The following is a 23514-nucleotide window of genomic DNA, read 5'->3' on the forward strand; positions in this document are numbered from 1 at the left end:
CCGTGGGACTCGGCATCGGAATCGACGTGGGCGGGACCTGGATTAAGGGTGCCGCCGTGGACCTTGCCACCGGTGCGCTGGTGAGTGGTGTGCGGCGGGTGGCCACGCCGGCCGGAGGAACCGTGGCCGGGGTGGCGGATGCCCTCGACCGGCTGGTCGGGGAGCTCGACGCCACGGTCGGATCCGCCGTTGCCGGGCCTGCCGGGCTTCCCGTGGGCGTCGCCATCCCCTCGATCGTCCACCGGGGAGTGGCCAGGTCCGCGGCGAACATGGACAGCAGCTGGATCGGCCTCGATGTCCGGTCCTGCCTGGAGTCCCGGCTGGGCAGGCCGGTGACGGTCGTCAATGACGCCGACGCCGCGGGCATGGCGGAAGCCCGCTGCGGCGCGGGCCAGGACCGGACCGGCGTGGTCCTGGTCCTGACCCTGGGCACGGGCATCGGATCGGCCCTCGTGGTGGACGGCCGTCTGGTACCCAACCTGGAGCTGGGCCACCTGGAGGTGGACGGCCGCAAGGCCGAGTCGAAGGCGTCCGCCGTGGCCCGCGAGTCCGAGGGCCTCGACTGGGCCGCATACGCCGCCAGGCTGCAGCGCTACCTGTCGCATGTGGAGTTCCTGTTCTCGCCTGACCTCATCATCCTGGGCGGGGGAATTTCGGCGTGCAGCCAGGAATACCTCCCCCGCCTGTCGCTGCGCACCCCGGTCGTCCCCGCCGCGCTGGAGAATACCGCCGGAGTGGTGGGCGCCGCCCTCTACGCCGCGGCAGGGCAGGGAGCGCTGCTCCCGGCCTGATCCCGGCACGGGACAGGTCGCTGGGCCGCTGAATTTTCCCGGGTTCGGCCCGCGGCGCAGGGCGGACGACGGCGCGTTGCCGGGACACGCCGTCGTCCGCCCTGAAAAGTGGGGAAAGTCAGCGGCCCGCACCTGCCGCACCCCACCCCAATGTGTGACGTGGCATACTTCGGTACAAAAGCCGCCTGCTTCATTCAGCGCAGGCTTAGCGTCAGCGGAAAGGGCCGTGACATGCAGGAATCCGTCAGCGTGGAGGACGGCCCCCGGCAGCGGGTTCTGGCGGTACTGGCCAGCGAACAGGCTGCCGGCAGCCTCACGGCGGATCCTGCCTTCGGGGGGCGGCTGGACCGGTACCTGCCGCTGCTCACCGGGCTGTTCCGCTCGCTGTATGGATCCCGTCCGGACTGGCAGGACCAGCTGGCGGCGCTGGTGGTCCAGGCCGCCCGGTCCTGGCAGGAACGTTCCCCGGAACTCAAGGCCCTGGACACGGAACGGGAAGCGCACCCGCAGTGGTTCCAGTCCAACGGCATGCTGGGCGGGGTCTGCTACGTGGACCGCTACGCGGAGAGCCTGGAGGGCGTGCGGGCCAGCATCCCGTACTTCAAGGAACTCGGGCTCACCTACCTGCACCTTATGCCGCTGTTCCTGGCCCCGGAGCCGCATTCAGACGGCGGCTACGCGGTGTCCAGCTACCGGGAGGTCAACCCCGCCCTCGGGACCATGGAGCAGCTGCGGTCGCTGGCAGCGGAACTGCGGGACAACGGCATCAGCCTGGTGGTGGATTTCATCTTCAACCACACCTCCGACGAGCATGAGTGGGCACGGAAGGCGGCTGCCGGGGACCCGGAGTACAGCGGCTACTACTGGATCTTCCCGGACCGGACCATGCCGGACGCGTTCGAGGAGAACGTCCGGGAAATCTTCCCCGAGAACCACCCGGGCTCCTTCATCCAGATGGAGGACAGCCGCTGGGTGTGGGCCACGTTCCACACGTACCAGTGGGACCTGAACTACTCCAATCCCGAGGTGTTCCGGGCCATGGCGGGTGAGATGCTGTTCCTGGCCAACCAGGGCGTGGACATCCTGCGCATGGATGCGGTGGCTTTCATCTGGAAACAGCTGGGAACTCCGTGCGAGAACCTGCCCGAAGCCCACACCCTGCTGCGCGCCTTCAACGCCGTCTGCCGGCTGGCCGCACCGTCGCTGCTGTTCAAGTCGGAGGCGATCGTGCACCCGGACGAGGTGGCGCTCTACATCGACCCCGCCGAATGCCAGCTCTCCTACAATCCGCTCCAGATGGCCCTTATCTGGGAGTCCCTGGCCACCCGGGATGTGTCCCTGCTGGCCCAGGCGCTGGAACGCCGGCACAATATCCCGGAGGGCACCGCCTGGGTGAACTACGTCCGCAGCCACGACGACATCGGCTGGACCTTCGCCGACGAGGACGCAGCGGAACTGGGCATCAACGGCTTCGACCACCGCCGCTTCCTCAACTCCTTCTACGTCAGCCGGTTCCCGGGCAGCTTTGCCCGCGGTATTCCGTTTCAGGACAACCCGCGCACCGGGGACTGCCGGATTTCAGGCACGACGGCGTCGCTGTGCGGCATGGAGGACAACCCGGCTGAGGCGGTGGAACGGATCCTCCTGGCCCACTCGGTGCCGTTCAGCACCGGCGGCATCCCGCTGCTGTACCTCGGCGACGAGGTGGGGCAGGTCAACGACTACGGCTGGGCCGAGGAGCCAGGCCATGGGGAGGACAGCCGCTGGGTGCACCGGCCGCACTACCCCGCGGAACAGTACAGACTTCGGAACGATCCATCCACGCCCTCGGGCGCGGTCTTCGCGGGGCTGCGCCGGATGACCGAGGTCCGGGCGGGCACGCCCGAGCTGGCCGGGACGCACCTGGTCGATTTCGAAACCCACAACCGGTCCGTCCTGGCCTACCAGCGGCCCGGCGGGCCCGGGAACGGCACCCGGGTCCTGGTCTTGGCCAACTTCAGCGACTCACCCCAGGCCCTCCCGGCGGAAACCTTCGGCGGATTCGCCCCTGCCGCCGTCGACCTTCTCTCCGAAGCTGAGCTGCAGCTGGACGCCGGCATCACCCTCCTCCCCCGCCAATACCTCTGGCTGCGCGTCACTCCCGTCTGACCTCCCCCTCCCAACTAAGTCGCGCCAAGTGCCCTTTTGAGCCCCTAAAACGGCACTTGGCGCTACTTAGTTGGGAGGGCGGGGGTGGTGCGTGAAACCATACGGATCATGGCCTCCAAGATTGCGTACCAGGGTGAGCCCGGCGCCAACTCCAATATCGCGTGTCAGCAGATGTTCCCGGACATGGAAAGTGTTCCCTGTGCCAGCTTTGAGGACGCTTTTGAATTGGTGGCCGGCGGCGAGGCGGAGCTGGCTATGATCCCCATCGAGAACTCCATCGCCGGGCGGGTGGCGGACATCCACATCCTGCTGCCGCAGTCCAACCTGCAGATCGTGGGCGAATTCTTCCTGCCCATCCACTTCGATCTGCTGGGCATCCCCGGCAGCACCATCGAGGGTGCCACCGAGGTCCACAGCCACATCCACGCCCTGGGCCAGTGCCGGAAGCTGATCCGCGACCACGGGCTCAAACCGGTGATTGCCGGTGATACTGCCGGCTCCGCCCGGGAGGTGGCGGAGTGGAACGATCCCCGCAAGCTCTCCCTGGCTCCCCCTCTGGCGGCGCAGATCTACGGCCTGGACGTCCTGGCCTCGCGTGTGGAGGATGACCCGTCCAACACCACCCGCTTCGTGGTCCTGGCCCGGGAGACGGCACTGCCGGACCGGGACGAACTGCCCGGGCCGGCAGTCACCAGCTTTGTGTTCCGCGTCCGCAACGTTCCCTCGGCCCTCTACAAGGCTTTGGGCGGCTTCGCCACCAACGGCGTGAACATGACCCGGCTGGAAAGCTACATGGTGGGCGACGAGTTCGCCGCCACCATGTTCATGGCCGACGTCGAAGGCCACCCCGAGGACCTCCCGTTGAAGCTGGCGCTCGAGGAACTGGACTTCTTCACCACCGAGGTGCGGATCCTGGGCGTGTACGCGGCGGCGGACCACCGCGTGGGCCGCACGCCTGCCTGACCCGGAAGTCCCCGGCGGGCGCGGGTGCTGCCGACGTCACTGCCGGGATTGGCCTCGGTCGTCCTCCACCACGGCCATGCTGCCTGTGGCCACCGGTGGGGTGAGCACCGATGCGTAGTCGTGCTGGGTGGAGTAGGTGAGGAAGCCCAGGTGCGCCTCGTAGCGGTCCAGGACGTCGTCGATCACCTGCTGCTGGGACAGCCCCATCAGGTCGTAGCCTTCGGAGCCGGTCTGGGCGAACACCTCCACCCGGTAATAGATGTCCGTCTGCCTGGACATGCGGCCGCCGAACATCGGCACCGGCGCTTCGACTGCCTGCACCTGGTAGTGGAAGTCGCGATGTTCCGGGATGCTGACCACCAGGGCGTGGCTGGAGATGCCGGCGTCCGGGTTTGGCAGCAGGTCAAGTGTGGCCTGGTAGCCCTGCCGGGTGAACTCCTTGACCACGTCCGCGAGGGCAGGCCGGACGGTGCCTTCCATGAACAGTGCCACCTGCTTCTTCGACGGGTACGCGCGCATGCTGGCCAACCGCTGCCGCCAGGTGCGGTCCGGCACCTGGCCGCCGTGGGCCGCCGTCGACTGCCGCCGCAGCACCTGTCCTTCCCGCTCGGCCCGTTCCATCCGCAGGGCTTTGGAGAACGAGGCCATCACCAGCCACGCGATGACCGTCACCGGCAGGGCGAAGATGAGGGTGGCGTACTCCATAGTGGTCACCCCGCCTGCTACCAGCATGGCGATGGTCAGCAGCGCCGTCAGGACCGCCCAGAAGATACGCAGCCACTTGGCACCGTCCTGTGATGGGTCCGGGATAGAGGATGAGAAGTTGGACATCACCATGGCGCCGGAGTTGGCGCTGGTGAGGTAGAACAGCATGCCGGACAGGGTGCCCAGCCCGATCAGGAAGCTTGCGCCGGGGAACATGTTCAGCAGTGCGTACCAGCCTTCCTCCGGGCTGGCCATGGCGAGCTGCGCGAATTCCGTGTTCCCACCCAGCACCTCATGCATGGCGCTGTTGCCGAAGATGCTCACGATCAGGAAGTCGCAGAGCACCGGCGCAGTGATGGCGGCGATCACGAACTCCCGGAGGGTCCGGCCGCGGGAGATCCGCGCCAGGAACAGTCCCACGAACGGCCCCCATGCAAGCCAGAAGGCCCAGAAGAACAGGGTCCAGCCGGCCATCCATTCCGAGCCGCCCTCCTCGTAGGCGAAGGTCTGCAGGGTGCGGTCCGGCAGGGTGAACAGGAAGCGTCCAATGTTTTCCACCATGGCGTTGAGCAGGAAGGACGTCTGGCCGGTCACCAGGATGTACAGCAGCATCGCCGCCGCGCTCCAGATGTTGAGTTCGGAGATCCAGCGGATGCCTTTGTCCACGCCGGAGGTGCAGGCGGCAACGGTAAGGACGACGGCGACAATCACCAGGGCAATCTGCAGCGCCAGTCCTTCCTCCAGTCCGAACAGGATGGAGAATCCGACGTTCAGCAGCACCACACCGATTCCCATGGACGTCGCCACGCCGAAGACGGTGCCCACCAGGGTGACGACGTCGATGGTGTCCCCGATGCCGCCGCGGACCCGTTTTCCCAGGAGCGGGTACAGGGCAGCGCGGATGGACAGCGGCATGCCCCAGCGGTAGGCGAAGTACCCCATGGCCATGCCCAGGAGCGAATACATGGCCCAGCCGGCGATGCCGTAGTGGAACATGGTCCACACCACGGCGTCCTGCGCCGCTGCCGCCGTCTGCCCCTCTCCGGCGGGAGGCTGCATGTATTGGGTGATGGGTCCGGTGACGGAATAGAAGAGCATGTCGATGCCGACGCCGGCGGCGAACAGCATGGCCACCCAGGTGAACAGCTTGTACTGCGGCCGGGAGTGGTCCGGGCCCAGGCGGACTTTGCCTTCCCTGGACAGCGCCACCCACAGGACGAACCCGATCACCACGGTCACCGTCAGGACGTAGAACCAGCCCAGGTTCGTGGCGATCCATGCCACCACGGCCTTCATGGTGTTTTGGGCTTCGGACGGCACAAGCATCGCCCAGGCGGAGAAAGCGAAAATGATCGCCGAGGCAATGGCAAACACCCGCCAATTGACGGTGGGCCTGCGTTCCTCGATGAGCTCAGCGGTGGCCTTGCTCAGTTCGTCGCTGGACACCGGCGGGCGGTTTTCAGCGTCGACTGCCGGACGCCGGCGGTCAGTCCCGCCGAGCGTGCTGCGCTGGATCATCGCTGTCGGCTGCTGGTCCCCTGGACGGCTTTCCAATTCTTCGGCCAATGAAGTCCTCCTCCGATCGGCAGCAGGCCGGCCGGGCACCCGTGGCGGGTGGCCGCAGAAGACCCCGGTCCGGAAGAAGGAGGGAGGCCGTGCACAGAAGGGCACTCGCCGTGCGGGCTGCATGCCAATGGTAGTACACGGACCCCCATCAATGGCAACCGGTTGCCTTACCTAGACCTCCGCGCGCTGCCCCGCCCCCAGGAGCGGCGCGAAGAATCCCCCCAGCTCATCCGTCGCACCCAGTGGGAGGACGTGGGCCACGTACTGGTCCGGGCGGACCACCACGACGACGCCGTTGCGGTCCAGGCCGCGCAGGTCGAAGATGTCCGCCGTGGGATCGGTGGCGTACACCTTTTCGTAGTCGGTCAGCTTGAACGGGCCCACTTGTGGCTTGAACACAGCGGGCACAGAGTTGATGTCGACGGCGGTGTGCGGCTGCTGGTAGATGACCTTCAGGTCGAACCACGCATCCGGGTCGGCGCCGGCCGGGGAGGCGGCCAGCGGGGACTCGGGAGACGTGGCAAACCAGTCGGCGAGCCGGTCCGTGGCGGAGTCGGTACCGGGTGCTGCCGCATCGGCAAAGACGTAGATCCGCCAGCGGCCGTCAGCGGTTGCGTGGTGGCCCAGGTGGATGGGGTTGGTGTCCCCCACCCGAACCACAGGCGCGGACTTGAAGCGCTTGCCCACAGGGAAGCCGGCGGCCAGCTCCTGGTGGTCCGCCGACCCAACGATCAGCGACGGCGTGTACTGGGTCATGAACCCTGCCGGGAACTCGGCGGTCTGCACATAGAAGTCCTCAAGGTCGGAGGGGTGCTCGAACTCCTCCGGCTTCTTGGCCATCATGGTGGACCATTCCTTGTCGAAGTCGATCAGGTTTTTCGCCACCACCTGGCGCTCCTCGGAATAGGTGCCCAGCAGGCTCTCCGGGCTGCGGCCCTCCAGGACGTGGCCCAGTTTCCAGGCGATGTTGAAGCCGTCCTGCATGGAGACGTTCATGCCCTGCCCGGCCTTGGCGCTGTGGGTGTGGCAGGCGTCGCCGGTGATGAAGACCCGCGGGGTGCGCGTGCCGCGGTCCTCCGGCAGGACGTCGTCGAACCGGTCCGTGAGCCGGTGGCCCACCTCGTAGACGCTGTGCCAGGCGATGTTGCGCACGTCCAGGGTGTACGGGTGCAGGATGGCGTTGGCCTTGGCGATGATCTCCTCGATGGAGGTGTCGCGGACGGAGTGGTGGCTGCTGGGATCCACTTCGCCCAGGTCCACGTACATGCGGAACAGGTGGCCGCCTTCCCGCGGGATGAGCAGGATGCTGCCTTTTTCTCCCTGGATGGCGCATTTGGTCCGGATGTCCGGGAAGTCGGTGACAGCCAGGGCATCCATGACGCCCCAGGCGTGGTTGGCCTGGTCACCGGCGAGGGTGCAGCCGATGGCCTGGCGCACCTTGCTGCGGGCGCCGTCGGCACCCACCACGTATTTGGCCCGGACAATCCGCTCCTGGCCCTCCCGGGGGCCGGAGGTGTGGCGCAGTGTCACGGTCACCGGGTAGTCGCCGCTGTCCGCAACCTGGAGGCCCTCGAATTCGTAGCCATAGTCCGGCTTGAGGCGGGTGGGTGAATTCGCGGCGAACTCGGCAAAGTAGTCCAGTACCCGGGCCTGGTTGACGATCAGGTGCGGGAACTCACTGATGCCCATCTCGTCGTCCGCGGCGCGGGCGCTGCGGATGATGTTCGCGTGGTTGGCCGGATCCGGCTTCCAGAAGGCCATCTCCGTGATGCGGTATGCCTCGGCGATGATCCGTTCCGCGAAACCGAAAGCCTGGAACGTCTCCACGCTGCGGGCCTGGATGCCGTCGGCCTGGCCAATGGCCAGCCGGCCGGGGCGGCGTTCAATGATGCGGGTGGTGACGTTGGGGAACATGGACAGCTGCGCTGCGGCGAGCATGCCGGCGGGGCCCGTGCCGACGATCAGCACGTCCACGTTGTCCGGGAGCTCCTCGGGGCGGTTCAGGCCGACGCCGGCGGCGGGTTGGATTCGCGGGTCTCCGGATACGTATCCGTGGTGGTGGAACTGCACGGGCTTGTCCTCACTTCGGTGTGGCGATCATCGCGGCGCGTTCTATATCAGAACATATGGTTCGATAATCGAAATATAGGGCTGGCTTCCACTGTACGCCGGATGTGATCCGGGCGACAAGGGGTGATGCGCCGGGATGAAAATCGGCGGCAATCCGGGGGTTGACGGGCCGGCCGGAAGCGGCAATAGTGATCGTATACGATTTCGTACCTGATGAGGAGAGCGGTTTTGAAGCAGGTCAACGGCGACACCCTGGCGGCGGCGCGCAAGGTGATTGCGGTCCACATCAACTACCCCAGCCGGGCGGCACAGCGCGGCCGCACGCCGGCCCAGCCGTCCTACTTCCTCAAGCCTTCCAGCTCGCTGGCCCTGAACGGAAGCACTGTTGAGCGGCCGGCCGGCTGCGAACTGCTCGGCTACGAGGGCGAGATCGCCCTGGTCATTGGCAAGGCCGCCCGCCGCGTATCTATCGAGGACGCCTGGAGCCACGTCTCAGCGGTCACGGCCAGCAATGACCTCGGTGTCTACGACCTGCGCTGGGCAGACAAGGGCTCCAACGTCCGGTCCAAGGGCGGGGACGGCTTCACACCCGTGGGTCCGGCACTCATTCCGGCAGACGCCGTCGACCCTTCCAAACTGCGCATCCGCACCTGGCACAACGGGGAGCTGGTGCAGGACGACACCACGGAAGACCTGCTCTTCCCGTTTGCGCGGCTCGTCGCGGACCTGTCCCAGCTGCTCACCCTTGAAGAGGGCGACCTGATCCTCACCGGCACCCCTGCCGGCGCGTCCGTCGCGAAGCCGGGGGATGTCCTGGAGGTGGAGGTGGGCACCACGGACGGTGCTTTGTCAACCGGCCGCCTGGCCACCACCGTGGAGGAAGGCACGACGGCGTTCGCGGACTTTGGTGCCCAGCCCAAGGTTGACGACCTGCAGCGGGAGGAAGCCTACGGTTCCCGGGAAGCGGCGGGCCTTGCCGCCGTCGGGCCTGTCCTCTCCCCGGAGCTGAAGGCGAAACTTGAGTCCGTGGCCACGGCCACGCTGTCCTCGCAGCTGCGCAAGCGCGGCCTGAACAACGTCAGCATCGACGGACTGCAGGGCACCCGGCCGGGCGGCAAGGTGGTGGGCCTGGCCCGGACCCTGCGCTACGTGCCCAACCGGGAGGACCTCTTCAAGACCCACGGCGGCGGGTTCAACGCCCAAAAGCGCGCCATCGACTCCGTTAACGAGGGCGAAATCCTGGTCATGGAGGCCCGGGGCGAGAAGGGCACGGGCACCGTGGGCGACATCCTGGCCCTCCGCGCCCAGGTCCGCGGCGCCGCAGCCATCATCACCGACGGCGGCGTCCGGGACTACTCGGCAGTCGCGGAGTTGGAGATGCCCACCTGGTTCGCCAATCCGCACCCCGCGGTTCTCGGCCGCCGGCACATTCCGTGGGACACGGACATCACCATCGCCTGCGGCGGCGCCACCGTGCAGCCCGGGGACATCATCGTGGCCGACTCCGACGGCATCCTGGTGATTCCGCCGGCCATCGCTGAGGAACTCGTTGAAGACTGCATCCAGCAGGAAAAGGAAGAAGCCTTCATCTTCGAAATGGTCAGGAAAGGCAACAGCGTGGACGGCCTCTACCCCATGAACGCCGAATGGCAGGCCAAGTACAAGGAATGGGAAGCAGGAAACCACCATGACTGAGGCCACCATGGTTGCCGGCAGCAAGTCGGAGCAGGCCTACCAGGCGGTCAAAGCCCGCATTGTGGAAGGCACGTACACCCCCGGCTACCGCCTGGTCCTGAGCATCATCGCCAAGGACCTCGGCTTCAGCGTTGTCCCGGTCCGCGAGGCGATCCGCCGGCTCGAGGCCGAGGGCCTGGTGACGTTCGAACGCAACGTCGGCGCCACCGTTGCCGGCATCGACCCCACGGAGTACCTCTACACCATGCAGACCCTCAGCATCGTCGAAGGTGCCGCCACCGCACTGTCCGCTCCCCTGATCGACGGATCCGCCATTGCCCGGGCCCGGGCCGTGAATGAGGAAATGCGCGGCTGCCTGGACCACTTCGACCCCGTCCGCTTCACCCAGCTCAACCAGGACTTCCACAGCGTCCTGTTCGAGCACTGTCCCAATCCGCACATCCTGGACCTGGTGCACCGCGGCTGGAACCGGCTCGCGGCCATCCGCTCCTCAACCTTCCGCTTCGTCCCCGGCCGCGCCCGCGACTCCGTGGACGAACACGAGAACCTGCTCCGGCTCATAGAGGCCGGGGCCGACGCCGACACCATCGAAAAGGCTGCCCGCCACCACCGCGCCGCCACCCTGGACGCCTACCTCGCCCAGGCCAACCACTGACACCACTGATCCCCAGATAGGACTTCAACGATGACGACCTCTGTAGAAACCAGCAAGCATCACGTCCCCGAGGACCTGCCCACCCACATCCAGCACTACATCAACGGCCAGTTCGTCGACTCGGTCTCCGGCAAGACGTTCGATGTCCTGGACCCGGTCTCCAACCGGAATTACGCCACCGCGGCGGCCGGCCAGAAGGAAGACATCGACCTGGCTGTCGCCGCCGCCCGCGAAGCCTTCGTGAACGGTCCGTGGCCCAAGATGAAGCCGCGCGAACGGGCCCGCGTCCTCAACAAAATCGCCGACGCCGTCGAGGCCCAGGAGGCCCGGCTCGCCGAACTCGAAACCTTCGACACAGGCCTGCCGATCACCCAGGCCAAGGGGCAGGCCCTGCGCGCGGCGGAAAACTTCCGCTTTTTCGCTGACCTGATCGTGGCGCAGTTCGACGATGCCATGAAGGTCCCCGGTTCACAGATCAACTACGTGAACCGCAAGCCGATCGGCGTCGCAGGCCTGATCACGCCGTGGAACACCCCGTTCATGCTCGAGTCCTGGAAACTCGCCCCTGCGTTGGCCACCGGCAACACCGTGGTCCTCAAGCCGGCCGAGTTCACCCCGCTCTCCGCCTCCCTGTGGGCCACCATCTTCAAGGACGCCGGGCTGCCCGACGGCGTCTTCAACCTGGTCAACGGCCTGGGCGAGGAAGCCGGCGACGCCCTGGTCAAGCACCCCGACGTCCCGCTGATCTCCTTCACCGGCGAAACCACCACCGGCCAGACGATCTTCCGCAACGCCGCCGCCAACCTCAAGGGCCTGTCCATGGAGCTCGGCGGCAAGTCCCCCTGCGTCGTCTTCGCCGACGCGGACCTGGACGCCGCGATCGACTCGGCGCTGTTCGGCGTCTTCTCGCTCAACGGCGAACGCTGCACCGCGGGCTCCCGCATCCTGGTGGAGCGGGCCATCTACGACGAATTCTGCGAGAAGTACGCCGCCCGGGCCAAGAACATCGTGGTGGGCGATCCCCACGACCCCAAGACCCAGGTGGGCGCCCTCGTCCACCCGGAACACTACGAGAAGGTGGCATCCTACGTGGAGATCGGCAAGTCCGAGGGCCGGCTCCTGGCCGGCGGCGGCCGCCCGGAAGGCCTGCCCGAAGGCAATTACATCGCACCCACGGTGTTTGCCGACGTCGCCCCCGACGCCCGGATCTTCCAGGAGGAGATCTTCGGACCCGTCGTGGCCATCACCCCGTTCGAGAACGACGACGAGGCCCTCGCGTTGGCGAACAACACCAAATACGGGCTGGCCGCCTACATCTGGACCCAGAACCTGACCCGGGCGCACAACTTCTCGCAGAACGTCGAGGCCGGCATGGTGTGGCTGAACAGCCACAACGTCCGCGACCTGCGCACCCCGTTCGGCGGCGTCAAGGCCTCCGGCCTTGGCCACGAGGGCGGCTACCGCTCCATCGACTTCTACACCGACCAGCAGGCCGTGCACATCACGCTCGGAACCGTCCACACCCCCAAGTTCGGCGCCTAAGCCAGCAGGCCGCCGTCGTACCCTCCACGCCACCTTTCAAAGAAGAGAGAATCCCATGACCAACTTCGTTCCCACCCCCACCGTCCCGGCCCCGGACATCGTCCGCTGCGCCTACATGGAGATTGTGGTCACCGACCTCGCCAGGTCCCGCGAGTTCTACGTGGATGTCCTGGGCCTGCACGTCACCGAGGAAGACGAGAATGCGATCTACCTGCGCTCCCTGGAGGAGTTCATCCACCACAACCTGGTCCTCCGCAAGGGCCCGGTTGCTGCCGTCGCAGCCTTCGCCTACCGGGTGAAGTCCCCTGCCGAAGTGGACGCCGCCGAGGCCTACTACCGCGAGCTCGGCTGCCGGGTCGAGCGCCGCAAGGAGGGCTTCACCAAGGGCGTGGGCGACTCCGTCCGCGTGGAGGACCCGCTGGGCTTCCCCTACGAGTTCTTCTACGATGTGGATCACGTGGAGCGCCTCACCCAGCGCTACGACCTGTACTCCGCCGGTGAACTGGTCCGCCTGGACCACTTCAACCAGGTCACCCCGGACGTCCCCAAGGGCCGCAAGTACCTCGAGGACCTGGGCTTCCGCGTCTCCGAAGACATCAAGGATTCCGACGGCGTCACGTACGCCGCGTGGATGCACCGCAAGCAGACGGTCCACGACACCGCCCTGACCGGCGGCAACGGCCCGCGCATGCACCACGTCGCCTTCGCCACCCACGAGAAGCACAACATCATCCAAATCTGCGACAAAATGGGCGCCCTGCGCATCAGCGACAGGATCGAACGCGGCCCCGGCCGGCACGGCGTCTCCAACGCCTTCTACCTCTACATCCTGGACCCGGACGGCCACCGCATCGAGATCTACACCCAGGACTACTACACCGGCGACCCGGACAACCCCACCATCACCTGGGACGTCCACGACAACCAGCGCCGCGACTGGTGGGGCAACCCCGTGGTCCCGTCCTGGTACACCGAAGCCTCCCTGGTCCTGGACCTCGACGGCAACCCCCAGCCGGTGATCGAACGCGAGGAAAAGTCGGAGATGGCCGTGACCATCGGCGCCGACGGCTTCTCCTACACCCGGCCCGAGGGTGCACCCGCAGAGGGCTTCAAGCTGGGAGCACAGGTCTAAGCCATGCTGGAGCCGACGACGATTGAGGCCATCGCGGACGAGCTGGTGGAAGCCGGCCGGACCCGCACCCCTGTCCCCCGCCTGACCGCCCGCTACCCGGACATGACCGTTGAGGACTCCTACGCGGTGCAGCAGTTGTGGCGGCGCCGCAACGAGGAAGCCGGCCGGACCCTGGTGGGGCGCAAGATCGGCCTCACGTCCAAGGCCATGCAGGCCGCCACCGGCATCACCGAACCCGATTACGGCGCCATCTTCGACGACATGGTGCTGGACACCGGCTGCTCCGTGGAGTGGGACCGCTACACGCACCCGCGGGTGGAGGTGGAGCTCGCCTTCGTGTTGAAGGACGGCCTCAAGGGCCCCGGCGTGACCATCTTCGATGTCCTGAAAGCCACCGACTACGTGGTCCCGGCCCTCGAGATCCTCGACTCCCGGATCGAAATGGAGGGCCGGACCATCGTGGACACCATCTCGGACAACGCCGCCATGGGCGCCATGGTGATCGGCGGAAACCCGGTCAAGCCGGACGCGGTGGACCTGCGCTGGGTCTCCGCCATCCTCTACAAGAACCAGACCGTGGAGGAAACCGGCGTGGCCGCCGGCGTGCTGGACCACCCCGCCAACGGCGTCCACTGGCTGGCCAACAAGATCGCCGCCCACGGCGACTCCCTGAAAGCCGGGGACATCATCCTGGCCGGGTCCTTCACCCGCCCCATGTGGGTCTACAAGGGCGACACCGTCCACGCCGACTACGGCCCGCTGGGGAGCGTGACATGCCGCTTCGAATAACCGACACCTTCCGGGACGCCCTGGCTGAGCAGAAGCAAAAGGGCGTGGCAGGCCGGCCACTCGCCGGCATGTGGGTGTGCTCCGGCAGCCCGCTGATCGCCGAGCTCTGCGCCGGGTCGGGCCTGGACTGGCTGCTGGTGGACGCCGAGCACAGCCCCAACGGGCTCGAATCCATCCTGGCCCAGCTCCAGGCCATCCACGGCTACCCGGTCCACACCCTGGTCCGGCCGCCGGTCAACGACACCGTGGTGATCAAGCAGTACCTGGACCTCGGCGTGCAGAACCTGCTGGTCCCCATGGTCAACTCGGTGGCCGAAGCCGAAGCCGCGGTGGCCGCCACCCGCTACCCGCCGCAGGGCGTCCGCGGAGTCGGGTCCGCCCTGGCACGCGCCGCCCGCTGGAACCGAGTGCCGGACTATCTTGCCCGCGCCGACAGCACCATCAGCGTCACCGTCCAGATCGAGTCCACCGCCGCCGTCGAAGCGGTGGAGGACATCCTCAAGGTGGACGGTGTGGACGCTGTCTTCGTCGGCCCGTCCGACCTCGCCGCTTCCATGGGCCTGCTGGGACAGCAGGAACACCCCGAGGTGCGTGCCGCCGTCGAACACTGCCTCTCCGCCGCCAAAGCCGCGGGCAAGCCCGCCGGCGTGAACGCCTTCAACCCGGGCACCGCAGAGCACTACCTGGCCAGCGGCGCCAACTTCATCCTGGTGGGCGCCGACGTCGCCATCCTCGCCCGGGGCTCCGAAGCCCTTGCGGCGAAGTTCGTGAAGCCATCCGACGGCGACGAAACCGTCAGCTACTGACCCTTAAGGACTTTTCAATGACAGTTACTTCCGCGCTGCCCAGCGCCTTTCAACCCGAGGCCCTCACACCGGAGCGCGAGGCCGCGCTCCTCGCGTCGGTGCCGACCGGCCTGCTGATCAATGGTGAGTGGGTGGAGGCGTCCGACGACGGCACCTTCGACGTGCACGATCCCGCCACCGGGCAGGTCCTCGCCACCCTCGCCTCCGCCACCAGCGCCGACGCGATCGCCGCGCTGGACGCGGCCGACGCCGCGCAGGCCTCCTGGGCCCGCACCGCACCACGGACCCGGTCCGAGATCCTCCGTAGGGCCTTCGACCTGGTCACCGAGCGGGCCGAGGATTTCGCGCTGCTCATGACCCTGGAAATGGGCAAGCCCCTGGCCGAGGCCCGCGGCGAAGTCACCTACGGTGCGGAGTTCCTGCGCTGGTTCGCCGAGGAAACCGTCCGCGACTACGGCCGCTACCTCACCACCCCCGAAGGCAAGAACAAGATCCTCGTCCAGCACAAACCCGTCGACCCTGCCTGCTCATCACGCCCTGGAACTTCCCGCTCGCGATGGCCACCCGCAAGGTCGCCCCCGCCGTCGCCGCCGGCTGCACCATGGTGTTGAAGCCCGCCAAACTCACCCCATTGACGGCGCAGTACTTCGCGCAGACCATGCTCGACGCCGGCCTCCCGCCCGGGGTCCTGAATGTCGTCTCCTCCTCCAGCGCGTCGGGGATTTCCGGGCCGCTGCTGAAAGACTCCTGGCTGCGGAAGGTCTCCTTCACCGGCTCCACCCCGGTCGGCAAACGCCTGATGGCTGACGCCGCCCAGAACGTGCTGCGGACCTCGATGGAGCTCGGCGGGAACGCACCCTTCATCGTGTTCGACGACGCCGACCTCGATAAAGCCGTTGAAGGGGCGATGGCGGCGAAGATGCGGAACATGGGCGAGGCCTGCACCGCCGCCAACAGGTTCCTCGTCCACGAAACCGTCGCCTCCGAGTTCACGAAAAAGTTCGCCGCCGCCATGGGGGCACTGACCACCGGCCGCGGCACCGAACCGGAAACCAAGGTCGGCCCGCTCATCGACGGTGGCGCCCGGGACGACGTCCACGCCCTCGTCACGGCTGCACTTGATGCCGGGGCCGTGGCGGTGACCGGCGGGGCACCGGTGGACGGGCCGGGGTACTTCTACCAGCCCACCGTCCTGGCCAACGTCCCCAACACCGCCGCGATCCTGGGCGAGGAAATCTTTGGGCCCGTCGCCCCCGTCACCACCTTCAGCAGTGAAGAAGATGCGATCCGACTGGCCAACGCCTCCGAGTACGGGCTCGCGTCCTACCTCTACAGCCGCGACTTCAACCGGCTCCTGCGGGTGGCGGAGCAGATCGAGTTCGGCATGGTCGGCTTCAACGCCGGCGTCATCTCCAACGCCGCAGCACCCTTCGGCGGCGTCAAGCAATCAGGCCTCGGCCGCGAAGGCGGCTCCGAAGGCATCGCCGAATACACCACCACCCAATACATCGGCGTCAACGACCCCTACACAGGCCAATAAACACAGGCCGGTAGGCAGGCCGCACCCCCGGTCAGAGGCCTAACGGCAGATCCGGCCCCTGAAGGCAAGGTCCTGCGAACAAGCCTCTGACCGACGGCCCGCAGGCGGTCAGCCGACGCGCGTGTAGCTGATTTCCGTATCCCCCGCCGGGACCGAGGAAAGTGTCACGTAGGTCCCCTGGGCCTTGTTGGCGTTCCCGGGAAGCTCTCCGGGCAGTGAGACGTAGCTGCCTTGCGGGGTGGGCGGAACCTCAGCGCCGGCGGGCAAGGTGACGTAGCTTCCGCCACGGGGGACGGCGGTGGCGTCGATTGCGCCGGCTTCAATGAGGTAGGACTGCAAAGTCATGGTGCTCTCCTGCGTTTCTGGGTGGGGGCGCCCATTACCCACTTCCCCTGCGGTATTGGGGCAGGAGGAAGCGTGGTTTTCGCTGGTGGGTATGCGGTGCGTTTACCTGGATCCGGGGAGGATTCACCCGGCGTTTCTTGAGGTCTGCGCCGGCCTGAGCACGATAGTAGGCTTAATTTGATTTACTCACAATAGTTGGGACTGAAGATTACGCGGCGGATGCGTCGGCAGGCAGTATGGTGACCGTGCCGGCGTCGCCATCCACCAGGACCTGCTGCCCCGTGACCAGGCGCTGGGTGGCCACCCCGGTGCCAAGGACCGCCGGAATCCCGTATTCCCGGGCCACGATGGAGCTGTGGCTCAGCGGCCCGCCCACATCGGTGACCACCGCGGAAGCCATCGCAAACAACGAGGTCCAGGCCGGGGTGGTAATCCGCGCCACGAGCACCTCACCCGGCTGCATGCTGCCGAAGTCCTGCGGCCCCTCCAGTACGCGGACGCCGGCAGTAATCCGGCCGGAACTTGCACCGACGCCCTTGATGACATCCCCGCTTTGATGCTGCGATCCGGCCGGCATCCACGAGCCGAAGGACCGTTCCATCCACCGGCTCTCGGGCAGCATCTGCGGGGCTGCTGCCTTGGCCTGGCCGCGCCACCGCATCTTCCGTTCCTCAACGGCTGCGGCACGGACTGGCCGGTCAGCGCCGGTAATGGCAACCTCCCCGGCGTCGGCATCCCGGGTTTCGGTGCCCGCCAGGCCGAAGTCCACGGCGGCCTGGAGCTCCTGGAAACGCAGCCAGTACACGTCGGCCGGGCCGGCAAGGACGGCGGAGCCCACCAGCCGCCCGCCCAGCTCGGCCAGCATGCGCCGCAGCAGCGGCCAGGCCAGTCCGACGTCGGCCAGGGCGTCCTCGCGGATCGGCGCGGTTTGCTGGGCCCACCTCAGCAGCCGGAAAAACACCGCGCGCCGGCGCGGACCCAGCCGGGCGGCCATGACGGTGGTGAGCTGCTCACGTCGTTCGGTCAGCTGCCGTTGGCGCTCGTGCGGATCGGTGCCCTGGCCCCGCAGGTAGAACTTCACGGTCTCCAGCAGGGTGGCGGGGTCGTCTGCCGGCACGGGGGTGGCGAAGTCCAGGTTGTAGACGGTGTGGCCGTACAGGTCCAGGTGCTCCCGGAACGCGATGCGCCATTCCTGCCAGAGCACGTCGTCCAGCCCTTGCGGCGGTGAACCGGTGCGCAGGCATCCGGCGAGTTCCGCCGTCGGCCGCTCCAGCAGCGCTGCGGTGAGCGCGGGGTCGCTCCGCGCCCAGCCGGACAGGTCGTACAGGGACTTTTCGGCGCGGATCGGTTCGCTGTCAAAACCCAGCAGGAGCGCCTGGGCCGGCGGGTCGCCGTCGCGCCGGACCAGCTTGTCGTAGAAGGCGCGGAAGGTCAGTTCGCTGGTGGCGGCCAGCGGGATAATCGACTGGACGGCCGTGTAGTAGACGGTTCCGGCGTCCAGGAGCGCCCGGACGCCCGCCAGCAGCTCCTCCCCGGACATTTCGGGGAGCGGCTTCGCGGACCACTCCCTGACCACGCGTTCGTACTTGGGGTGGGAGTATTCGCGCCATCCTGCCACTCCCATGTGCGCCTCGCCGCGGATCAGTGCGCGGAAGGCGGCAGGCGATTTCGCCATCATCCGCCACATCCCGGAGTTGCGGTAGTAGTAATAGGCGTAGCCGTTGATGGTGGGCAGGCCGATATCGCCGTCGCGGATGGCGTTCTTGCCCAGTGCCCCTGCCATCAGGGCCTGCAGGGACCGCGCCACCGCGCCGTCAATCATGTCCGCGAACAAGGGAGTCAGCGGATCGGGCAGCTGTTCCACGATGCTCGCCCGGAAGTACATGCCCTTCGGGTAGGGCAGCGGCCAGGTGTCCGGGACGTCTCCCGCAGGCTCCGGCAGGGCGGTGATGGGACGGGACTGCAGGACGAAGAACCCGTCCGCGGTCCGGGCCCATTCGACGTCCTGCGGCACCCCGAAATGGCCCGCGATCCGCGTGCCGATGGCCGCAAGTCCGGCCGCTGCCTGGTCGTCCAGGACGGGCGCACGACGGCGGGCTGCCGCCACCGGCTGTTCCCGGGTCCCGGTTTCCGCATAAACGGTCATGACGTCCTTGTCCGCCGTCTGCCGCGAGACGATGGCGCCGGTCCTGGCATCGACCACCAGGTTGTCCGTGCTGACTGTCCCGCTGACCACGGCTTCGCCCAGCCCCCAGGCGGCGCTGATGACCGCCTGGTCGCGGCGGCCGTTCGCCGGGTTGGCCGTGAACATTACACCGGCGGCGTCGGCCTCAACCATCTGCTGGACCACGACGGCGAGCCGCACGTCCCCGGGTGAAACCCCTTCCCGGGCACGGTAGGCCATGGCCCGCGCCGTCCACAGGGATGCCCAACAGTCGACGACCGCCCGGGCCAGCGCCTCGGCGCCGCGGACGTTCAGGTACGTTTCCTGCTGTCCGGCGAAACTGGCGGTGGCAAGGTCCTCGGCCGTGGCGGAGGACCGCACCGCCACCGGGACATTGCCGTCCCCCAGCAGACCGTAGGCGGCGGCCAGTTCCGCGGCGATGTCCTCCGGCATCTCTCCGCCGGTAAAGAGTGCACGGATCCGGCCGGATGCTGCGGCGTAATCCCCGGGCGCTGCCTGTGGGGCTACCACGGCCAACTCCACGATGCGCCGGTCAATGCCGTTCGCCTCAGCGAAAGCGCCATAGGCATCAGTGCCCAGCACGAACCCGGGCGGCACCGGCAGCCCGGCCTGGATCAATCCGGCCAGTCCCACCGCCTTGCCTCCGGCCAGGGCAAGATCGTTCCGTCCCACATCCGCCAGGCCATAGATCCAGGTCATGACCGCATCCTTGCTGCCCGCAGGCCGGGCTTGCCGTGAAGCTGACCATCAACATCATGGCACCGGGCCGGGGGCCTGGCCACTGTTCCCTCCGGGTCAACTGTCCTGCGCCACAACACAAGGATCAGTCCGGCAGGTCAACCACACTGGAAGCAACCCGCTACGCCGTCCGGCTGGCGCCCTTGCCTACTCGAAGTGGAGTACACCTTGGAAACCTATGATGCGCTGCTCGCCTCAATCTCGGCCGTGCCCGGAACGGGCCGGACCATTTTCAACCCGGCCACCGGCGAGCCCGTGGGCGAGGCCCCGGTGCACACCCTCGACGTCCTGGAAGAGTCCGTGGCCGGGGCCGTGGCCGCCCAGCCGGGCTGGGCTGCCTTGGGCCACGACGCCCGCTCCGCCGCGCTCCTGAAGGCAGCCGACGCCGTCGAACGCTCTGCCGAAGAACTCTCCCGCCTGCTCTCCTGCGAGCAGGGCAAGCCCCTTAATGGCCCCACGCCCGCTTCGAAGTCGGCGCCTGCGCGGCGTGGCTCCGAGCCACCGCCGGCCTGCCGCTGGAGCCTGAGACCATCGTCGACGACGGCGAAACCCGTGCCGAGCTCCACTACAGGCCCATCGGGGTGGTTGCCGCCATCGGCCCCTGGAACTGGCCCATGATGATCGCCGTCTGGCAGATCGCCCCGGCCCTGCGGATGGGCAACACCGTGGTGGTCAAGCCCTCCGGGAACACCCCGCTCTCGGTCCTCGCCCTGGTCAAGGTCCTCAACGAAGAACTCCCCGACGGCGTCCTCTCGGTGGTCTCCTGCGGCCGCGACGTCGGCGCCCGCCTCACCGAGCACCCGGCGATCGGCAAGGTCATGTTCACCGGCTCCACCGCCGGCGGCCGCGCCATCATCAAGTCCTCCGCGGACACGGTCAAACGGCTCACCCTGGAGCTGGGCGGCAACGACGCCGGCATCGTCCTGCCCGACGCAGACCCCCAGGCCATCGCCCAGGACATCTTCTGGGGCGCGTTCCTGAACACCGGCCAGACCTGCGCCGCGCTGAAGCGCCTCTACGTCCACGACAGCATCTACGACGCCGTCTGCGAGGAACTCACCGCCGTGGCCAAGGCCATGCCGATGGGCAACGGCCTGGACGAGAGCAACGTCCTGGGCCCGCTGCAGAACAAGGCCCAGTACGACGTGGTGGCGAACCTCGTGGAGGCAGCAAAGGCTTCCGGCGCCCGCGTCCTGCTGGGTGGCGACCCGGTTACGGAACAGCCCGGCTACTTCTACCCCACCACCCTGGTCGCGGACATCGACAACGACAACCCGCTGGTGGCCGAGGAACAGTTCGGACCGGCCCTGCCGATCATCCGGTACAACACCATCGACGAGGCGGTGGAGAAAGCCAACGGCCTCGACGTCGGCCTGGGCGCCTCCGTGTGGTCCTCCGACGTCGCCGAAGCCCGGAAGGTCGCGGCCCGGATCCAGTCGGGCACCGTCTGGATCAACCGCCACGGCGCCGTTGACCCGCGCATCCCCTTCGGCGGGGCAAAGCAGTCCGGCTACGGCGTGGAGTTCGGCGTCGAGGGGCTCAAGGCCCTGGGCGTCCCGCAGGTGATCAACGGCTGACCCGCAGCATCACGGGGTTGGACACGGGAGCCCGGCACGCCCTCCAGCGGCGCCGGGCCCCCGTTGCTCGTGGGTGCCTGGTTCACGGTGGGATTGCCCGCGTTTGCGGGCCCGTTCAGCCCATGGCCGGGGCAATGGAGGTGCGTCCGGCAAGACGGCGGCGGGCCCACCGGGCCAGCTTCCTGCCTTTGCCCTGCCACCAGTTGTCCTCGTCCTTGTCGTAATGGAAGCGGAAAATGATGGCCGTGAGCACGAACATGCCCATCACCACGTCGATCCAGGACGAGACCACGATGGCCACCAGGACGGTCAGGGCGTTGGCGGCCACCGCCGGAATGGCCAGGGTGCGGAAGACTGTGCTGGCCACGTAGCGCCGGTGCGACCGCGGCACGGAGAGCGCCCGCACCATGTCGAAGCAGACGCACACCACCACGACGGTCTGCCCGATGGCCAGGAGGATCTGGCCGGGAACCGAACCGCTGAAGGACGCCACGGCCTGCATTCCCGGGCTCATGGCCGGGCCTTGCGTTGAGTACCAAACATCGGAATTACCCCCCGGAAACGAATGGAACCACAGCTGCATCAGCAGTGGTTCCATTGAAGGTTCCGGGCGGTGGGGCCGCACCAGTAGCGGGTACTCAGTTTTTCGGGCCAGGGCGGGAAAGGGCTACCTGCCACCTGCCGCCCGAAGCAGCGCGTGCCCGGGGTTTATTGGCCGATGGCCCGCGGCCGCCACAGCACCACGGCCTGGGACCGGGCCCGGGGGCGCTGGCCGCGGGCCAGGCTCACCACGTCCCCGGCCGCACCGGCGGCGAAAATGCGGGTATCGAAGGCCTGCGGGCGCCGCTCGAGTTCGTCGGTCAGTTCCAGGACGCGCCGCTGCAGGGCCGATACCTGGTTTTCCAGTTCCAGGATGCGCTTGATCCCCTCCAGGGAGACGCCTTCCTGGGACAGCCGCTGCACCTCACGGAGCATGTTGACGTCACGCTGCGAGTATCGGCGCGACTTCCCGGGTGCACGGCTGGGCTTGACGATGCCCAGCCGGTCGTACTGGCGGAGCGTCTGCGGGTGCATGTCCGCCAGTTCAGCCGCCACGGAAATCACGAAGATGGGCTGGTCGGCGTTGATGTCCACGGCACACCTCCTGTGCTAGAGCCGCGCCTTGGCGGCCAGGCCCTCGCGGACGTCGGCGCCGGCCGTGGCCTCGGCGAAGGCTTTCACGGCGGCTTCGGCGTCCTTGTTCAGGTTCTTGGGAACGGCGACGTCGATGGTCACCAGCAGGTCGCCGGTTGCCTTGGAGGTCTTGACGCCTTTTCCTTTGACGCGGAGGGTACGGCCCGACGGCGTTCCCGCCGGAACACGGACCTTCACCTTGTCGCCGTCGATGGTGGGCACCTCGATGTCGCCGCCCAAGGCAGCCTCGGGGAAGGTGACCGGCACGTGGATGCGGAGGTTGTCGCCGTCGCGCGTGTAGAACTCGTGCGGCTTGACGGAAACGGAAACCACCAGGTCGCCGTTGCCCGCCGGGCCGGGCTGGCCCTTGCCGCGGACACGGACCTTCTGGCCATCCTTGATGCCGGCGGGTACCCGCACGTCGATGACTTCGCCGCTGGGTTCGCGCAGGCCGATGGTGGTCCCGCGGATGGCGCCGGCGAAGGAGATGCTGGTGGACGCAGTACGGTCGGCGCCCTTCTGCGGGGTGCGCTGGAAGCCCGGCGAACCGCCGAATCCGCCGCCGAACAGGTCTGCGAACTCCGGCGGGATGCCGCCGGAGGAAGTGTTGAATCCGCCCGCGTGGCGTCCGGTGTTGCCGGTGAACAGGCCGCCGAACAGGTCCTCGAACCCGCCGTTGCCGCCTGCGGCCCCGCCGGGAGCGAACCGGGCGCCGCCGCCCATGGCGCGGATGGCGTCGTACTGCTGGCGCTCGTCGGGATCCGAGAGCACCGAATAGGCCTCGGAGACGTCCTTGAACTTCTTCTCGGCAGCAGCGTCGCCGGCGTTGGTATCAGGGTGATGCTGACGCGCGAGCTTCCGGTACGCCTTCTTGATATCGGCATCGGAAGCGTCCTTGGCAACACCAAGGATCTTGTAAAAGTCCTTGTCCACCCAATCCTGGCTAGCCAATGGCGTTTCCTTTCTTGTACTTACTTGTGCTCTACGCGCTGCATGGGCCCCCGCCCCTACGCCGGGCGGCTGGGATCTTCGATCCCAAGCCACCCGGCTCCGATAGGCCCGATGCCACTCCCGGGGCCCATGCACCGCTCCGA

16 protein-coding genes and 2 pseudogenes are annotated in these 23514 nt (G+C 67.6%); 11 read left to right on the forward strand and 7 right to left on the reverse strand.

Going from position 1 to position 23514, the window contains the following annotated elements:
* Positions 1 to 2: 2 nt before the first annotated feature.
* The 3 genes from ppgK (at position 3) to AS031_RS09875 (ending at position 3902) form a co-directional block, all read left to right on the forward strand.
* Positions 3 to 791, forward strand: a complete 789-nt coding sequence (gene ppgK / locus AS031_RS09865) for a polyphosphate--glucose phosphotransferase (RefSeq protein ID WP_141688794.1) — start codon at positions 3 to 5, stop codon at positions 789 to 791.
* Positions 792 to 1022: 231 nt separating this feature from the next.
* Entirely contained in the window at positions 1023 to 2939 is a 1917-nt protein-coding gene (locus tag AS031_RS09870) for an alpha-amylase family glycosyl hydrolase (protein ID WP_058267957.1), read from the forward strand.
* 108 nt (positions 2940 to 3047) lie between these two features.
* Positions 3048 to 3902, forward strand: a complete 855-nt coding sequence (locus tag AS031_RS09875) for a prephenate dehydratase (protein ID WP_058267958.1) — start codon at positions 3048 to 3050, stop codon at positions 3900 to 3902.
* A gap of 36 nt (positions 3903 to 3938) precedes the next feature.
* Here AS031_RS09875 and betT read toward each other — a convergent pair whose 3' ends face one another.
* Together betT and AS031_RS09885 are read right to left on the reverse strand one after the other, a co-directional pair.
* The gene (gene betT, locus AS031_RS09880) at positions 3939 to 6125 is read right to left on the reverse strand and encodes a choline BCCT transporter BetT (RefSeq protein WP_176716536.1); all 2187 of its coding nucleotides are present in this window, start codon (positions 6123 to 6125) and stop codon (positions 3939 to 3941) included.
* A gap of 219 nt (positions 6126 to 6344) precedes the next feature.
* Positions 6345 to 8243, reverse strand: coding sequence for an FAD-binding monooxygenase (locus tag AS031_RS09885; protein ID WP_058267960.1), 1899 nt, complete (start codon positions 8241 to 8243; stop codon positions 6345 to 6347).
* Between the two features lie 228 nt (positions 8244 to 8471).
* Between AS031_RS09885 and AS031_RS09890 the strand changes: the two genes are divergently transcribed.
* The 7 genes and pseudogenes from AS031_RS09890 (at position 8472) to AS031_RS09920 (ending at position 16402) form a co-directional block, all read left to right on the forward strand.
* Entirely contained in the window at positions 8472 to 9938 is a 1467-nt protein-coding gene (locus AS031_RS09890) for a fumarylacetoacetate hydrolase family protein (RefSeq protein WP_058267961.1), read from the forward strand.
* Positions 9931 to 10593 carry a GntR family transcriptional regulator gene (locus AS031_RS09895; RefSeq protein WP_058267962.1) on the forward strand — a complete coding sequence of 221 codons (663 nt, stop codon included), beginning with the start codon at positions 9931 to 9933 and terminating at the stop codon, positions 10591 to 10593. Before AS031_RS09890 ends, AS031_RS09895 begins: the two co-directional genes overlap by 8 nt.
* Positions 10594 to 10623: 30 nt before the next feature.
* Entirely contained in the window at positions 10624 to 12135 is a 1512-nt protein-coding gene (hpaE, locus tag AS031_RS09900; protein WP_058267963.1) for a 5-carboxymethyl-2-hydroxymuconate semialdehyde dehydrogenase, read from the forward strand.
* Between the two features lie 55 nt (positions 12136 to 12190).
* The gene (gene hpaD / locus AS031_RS09905) at positions 12191 to 13267 is read left to right on the forward strand and encodes a 3,4-dihydroxyphenylacetate 2,3-dioxygenase (RefSeq protein WP_058267964.1); all 1077 of its coding nucleotides are present in this window, start codon (positions 12191 to 12193) and stop codon (positions 13265 to 13267) included.
* A gap of 3 nt (positions 13268 to 13270) precedes the next feature.
* Positions 13271 to 14056, forward strand: coding sequence for a 2-oxo-hept-4-ene-1,7-dioate hydratase (gene hpaH, locus AS031_RS09910; protein WP_058267965.1), 786 nt, complete (start codon positions 13271 to 13273; stop codon positions 14054 to 14056).
* The gene (locus AS031_RS09915) at positions 14041 to 14862 is read left to right on the forward strand and encodes an HpcH/HpaI aldolase family protein (protein WP_176716529.1); all 822 of its coding nucleotides are present in this window, start codon (positions 14041 to 14043) and stop codon (positions 14860 to 14862) included. Before hpaH ends, AS031_RS09915 begins: the two co-directional genes overlap by 16 nt.
* A gap of 17 nt (positions 14863 to 14879) precedes the next feature.
* Positions 14880 to 16402, forward strand: a pseudogene (locus AS031_RS09920) (NAD-dependent succinate-semialdehyde dehydrogenase).
* A 108-nt stretch (positions 16403 to 16510) separates the two neighbouring features.
* Here the strand turns inward: AS031_RS09920 and AS031_RS09925 are convergent.
* Together AS031_RS09925 and AS031_RS09930 are read right to left on the reverse strand one after the other, a co-directional pair.
* Positions 16511 to 16747, reverse strand: a complete 237-nt coding sequence (locus tag AS031_RS09925) for a hypothetical protein (RefSeq protein WP_058267967.1) — start codon at positions 16745 to 16747, stop codon at positions 16511 to 16513.
* A 208-nt stretch (positions 16748 to 16955) separates the two neighbouring features.
* Positions 16956 to 19631 (reverse strand): PEP/pyruvate-binding domain-containing protein, encoded by a 2676-nt coding sequence (locus AS031_RS09930; protein ID WP_058267968.1) that lies wholly within the window; start codon positions 19629 to 19631, stop codon positions 16956 to 16958.
* Between the two features lie 207 nt (positions 19632 to 19838).
* Here AS031_RS09930 and AS031_RS09935 point away from each other — a divergent pair.
* A pseudogene (locus tag AS031_RS09935) lies at positions 19839 to 21247 on the forward strand (aldehyde dehydrogenase family protein).
* Between the two features lie 115 nt (positions 21248 to 21362).
* Here AS031_RS09935 and AS031_RS09940 read toward each other — a convergent pair.
* The 3 genes from AS031_RS09940 to AS031_RS09950 all read right to left on the reverse strand — a co-directional run bounded on the left by AS031_RS09940 (position 21363) and on the right by AS031_RS09950 (position 23371).
* Positions 21363 to 21749 carry a hypothetical protein gene (locus tag AS031_RS09940; RefSeq protein ID WP_058268088.1) on the reverse strand — a complete coding sequence of 129 codons (387 nt, stop codon included), beginning with the start codon at positions 21747 to 21749 and terminating at the stop codon, positions 21363 to 21365.
* 206 nt (positions 21750 to 21955) lie between these two features.
* Positions 21956 to 22381 (reverse strand): heat shock protein transcriptional repressor HspR, encoded by a 426-nt coding sequence (locus AS031_RS09945; RefSeq protein WP_058267969.1) that lies wholly within the window; start codon positions 22379 to 22381, stop codon positions 21956 to 21958.
* 15 nt (positions 22382 to 22396) lie between these two features.
* Positions 22397 to 23371: a DnaJ C-terminal domain-containing protein gene (locus AS031_RS09950; protein ID WP_176716530.1), complete on the reverse strand. Its 975-nt coding sequence runs from the start codon at positions 23369 to 23371 to the stop codon at positions 22397 to 22399.
* Positions 23372 to 23514 lie beyond the last annotated feature (143 nt).

The sequence above is a fragment of the Pseudarthrobacter enclensis genome (assembly GCF_001457025.1).
In the GTDB taxonomy this organism is placed as follows: Bacteria; Actinomycetota; Actinomycetes; order Actinomycetales; family Micrococcaceae; genus Arthrobacter; species Arthrobacter enclensis.

What these genes read in the sequence shown, in the direction of transcription:
- AS031_RS09930 (WP_058267968.1), bottom strand. Translation starts at nt 19,631, where the DNA reads ATGACCTGGATCTATGGCCTGGCGGATGTGGGACGGAACGATCTTGCC.
- hpaE (WP_058267963.1), top strand. Translation starts at nt 10,624, where the DNA reads ATGACGACCTCTGTAGAAACCAGCAAGCATCACGTCCCCGAGGACCTG.
- betT (WP_176716536.1), bottom strand. Translation starts at nt 6,125, where the DNA reads ATGATCCAGCGCAGCACGCTCGGCGGGACTGACCGCCGGCGTCCGGCA.
- AS031_RS09870 (WP_058267957.1), top strand. Translation starts at nt 1,023, where the DNA reads ATGCAGGAATCCGTCAGCGTGGAGGACGGCCCCCGGCAGCGGGTTCTG.
- AS031_RS09915 (WP_176716529.1), top strand. Translation starts at nt 14,041, where the DNA reads ATGCCGCTTCGAATAACCGACACCTTCCGGGACGCCCTGGCTGAGCAG.
- hpaD (WP_058267964.1), top strand. Translation starts at nt 12,191, where the DNA reads ATGACCAACTTCGTTCCCACCCCCACCGTCCCGGCCCCGGACATCGTC.
- AS031_RS09895 (WP_058267962.1), top strand. Translation starts at nt 9,931, where the DNA reads ATGACTGAGGCCACCATGGTTGCCGGCAGCAAGTCGGAGCAGGCCTAC.
- hpaH (WP_058267965.1), top strand. Translation starts at nt 13,271, where the DNA reads ATGCTGGAGCCGACGACGATTGAGGCCATCGCGGACGAGCTGGTGGAA.
- AS031_RS09940 (WP_058268088.1), bottom strand. Translation starts at nt 21,749, where the DNA reads ATGCAGGCCGTGGCGTCCTTCAGCGGTTCGGTTCCCGGCCAGATCCTC.
- AS031_RS09925 (WP_058267967.1), bottom strand. Translation starts at nt 16,747, where the DNA reads ATGACTTTGCAGTCCTACCTCATTGAAGCCGGCGCAATCGACGCCACC.
- AS031_RS09875 (WP_058267958.1), top strand. Translation starts at nt 3,048, where the DNA reads ATGGCCTCCAAGATTGCGTACCAGGGTGAGCCCGGCGCCAACTCCAAT.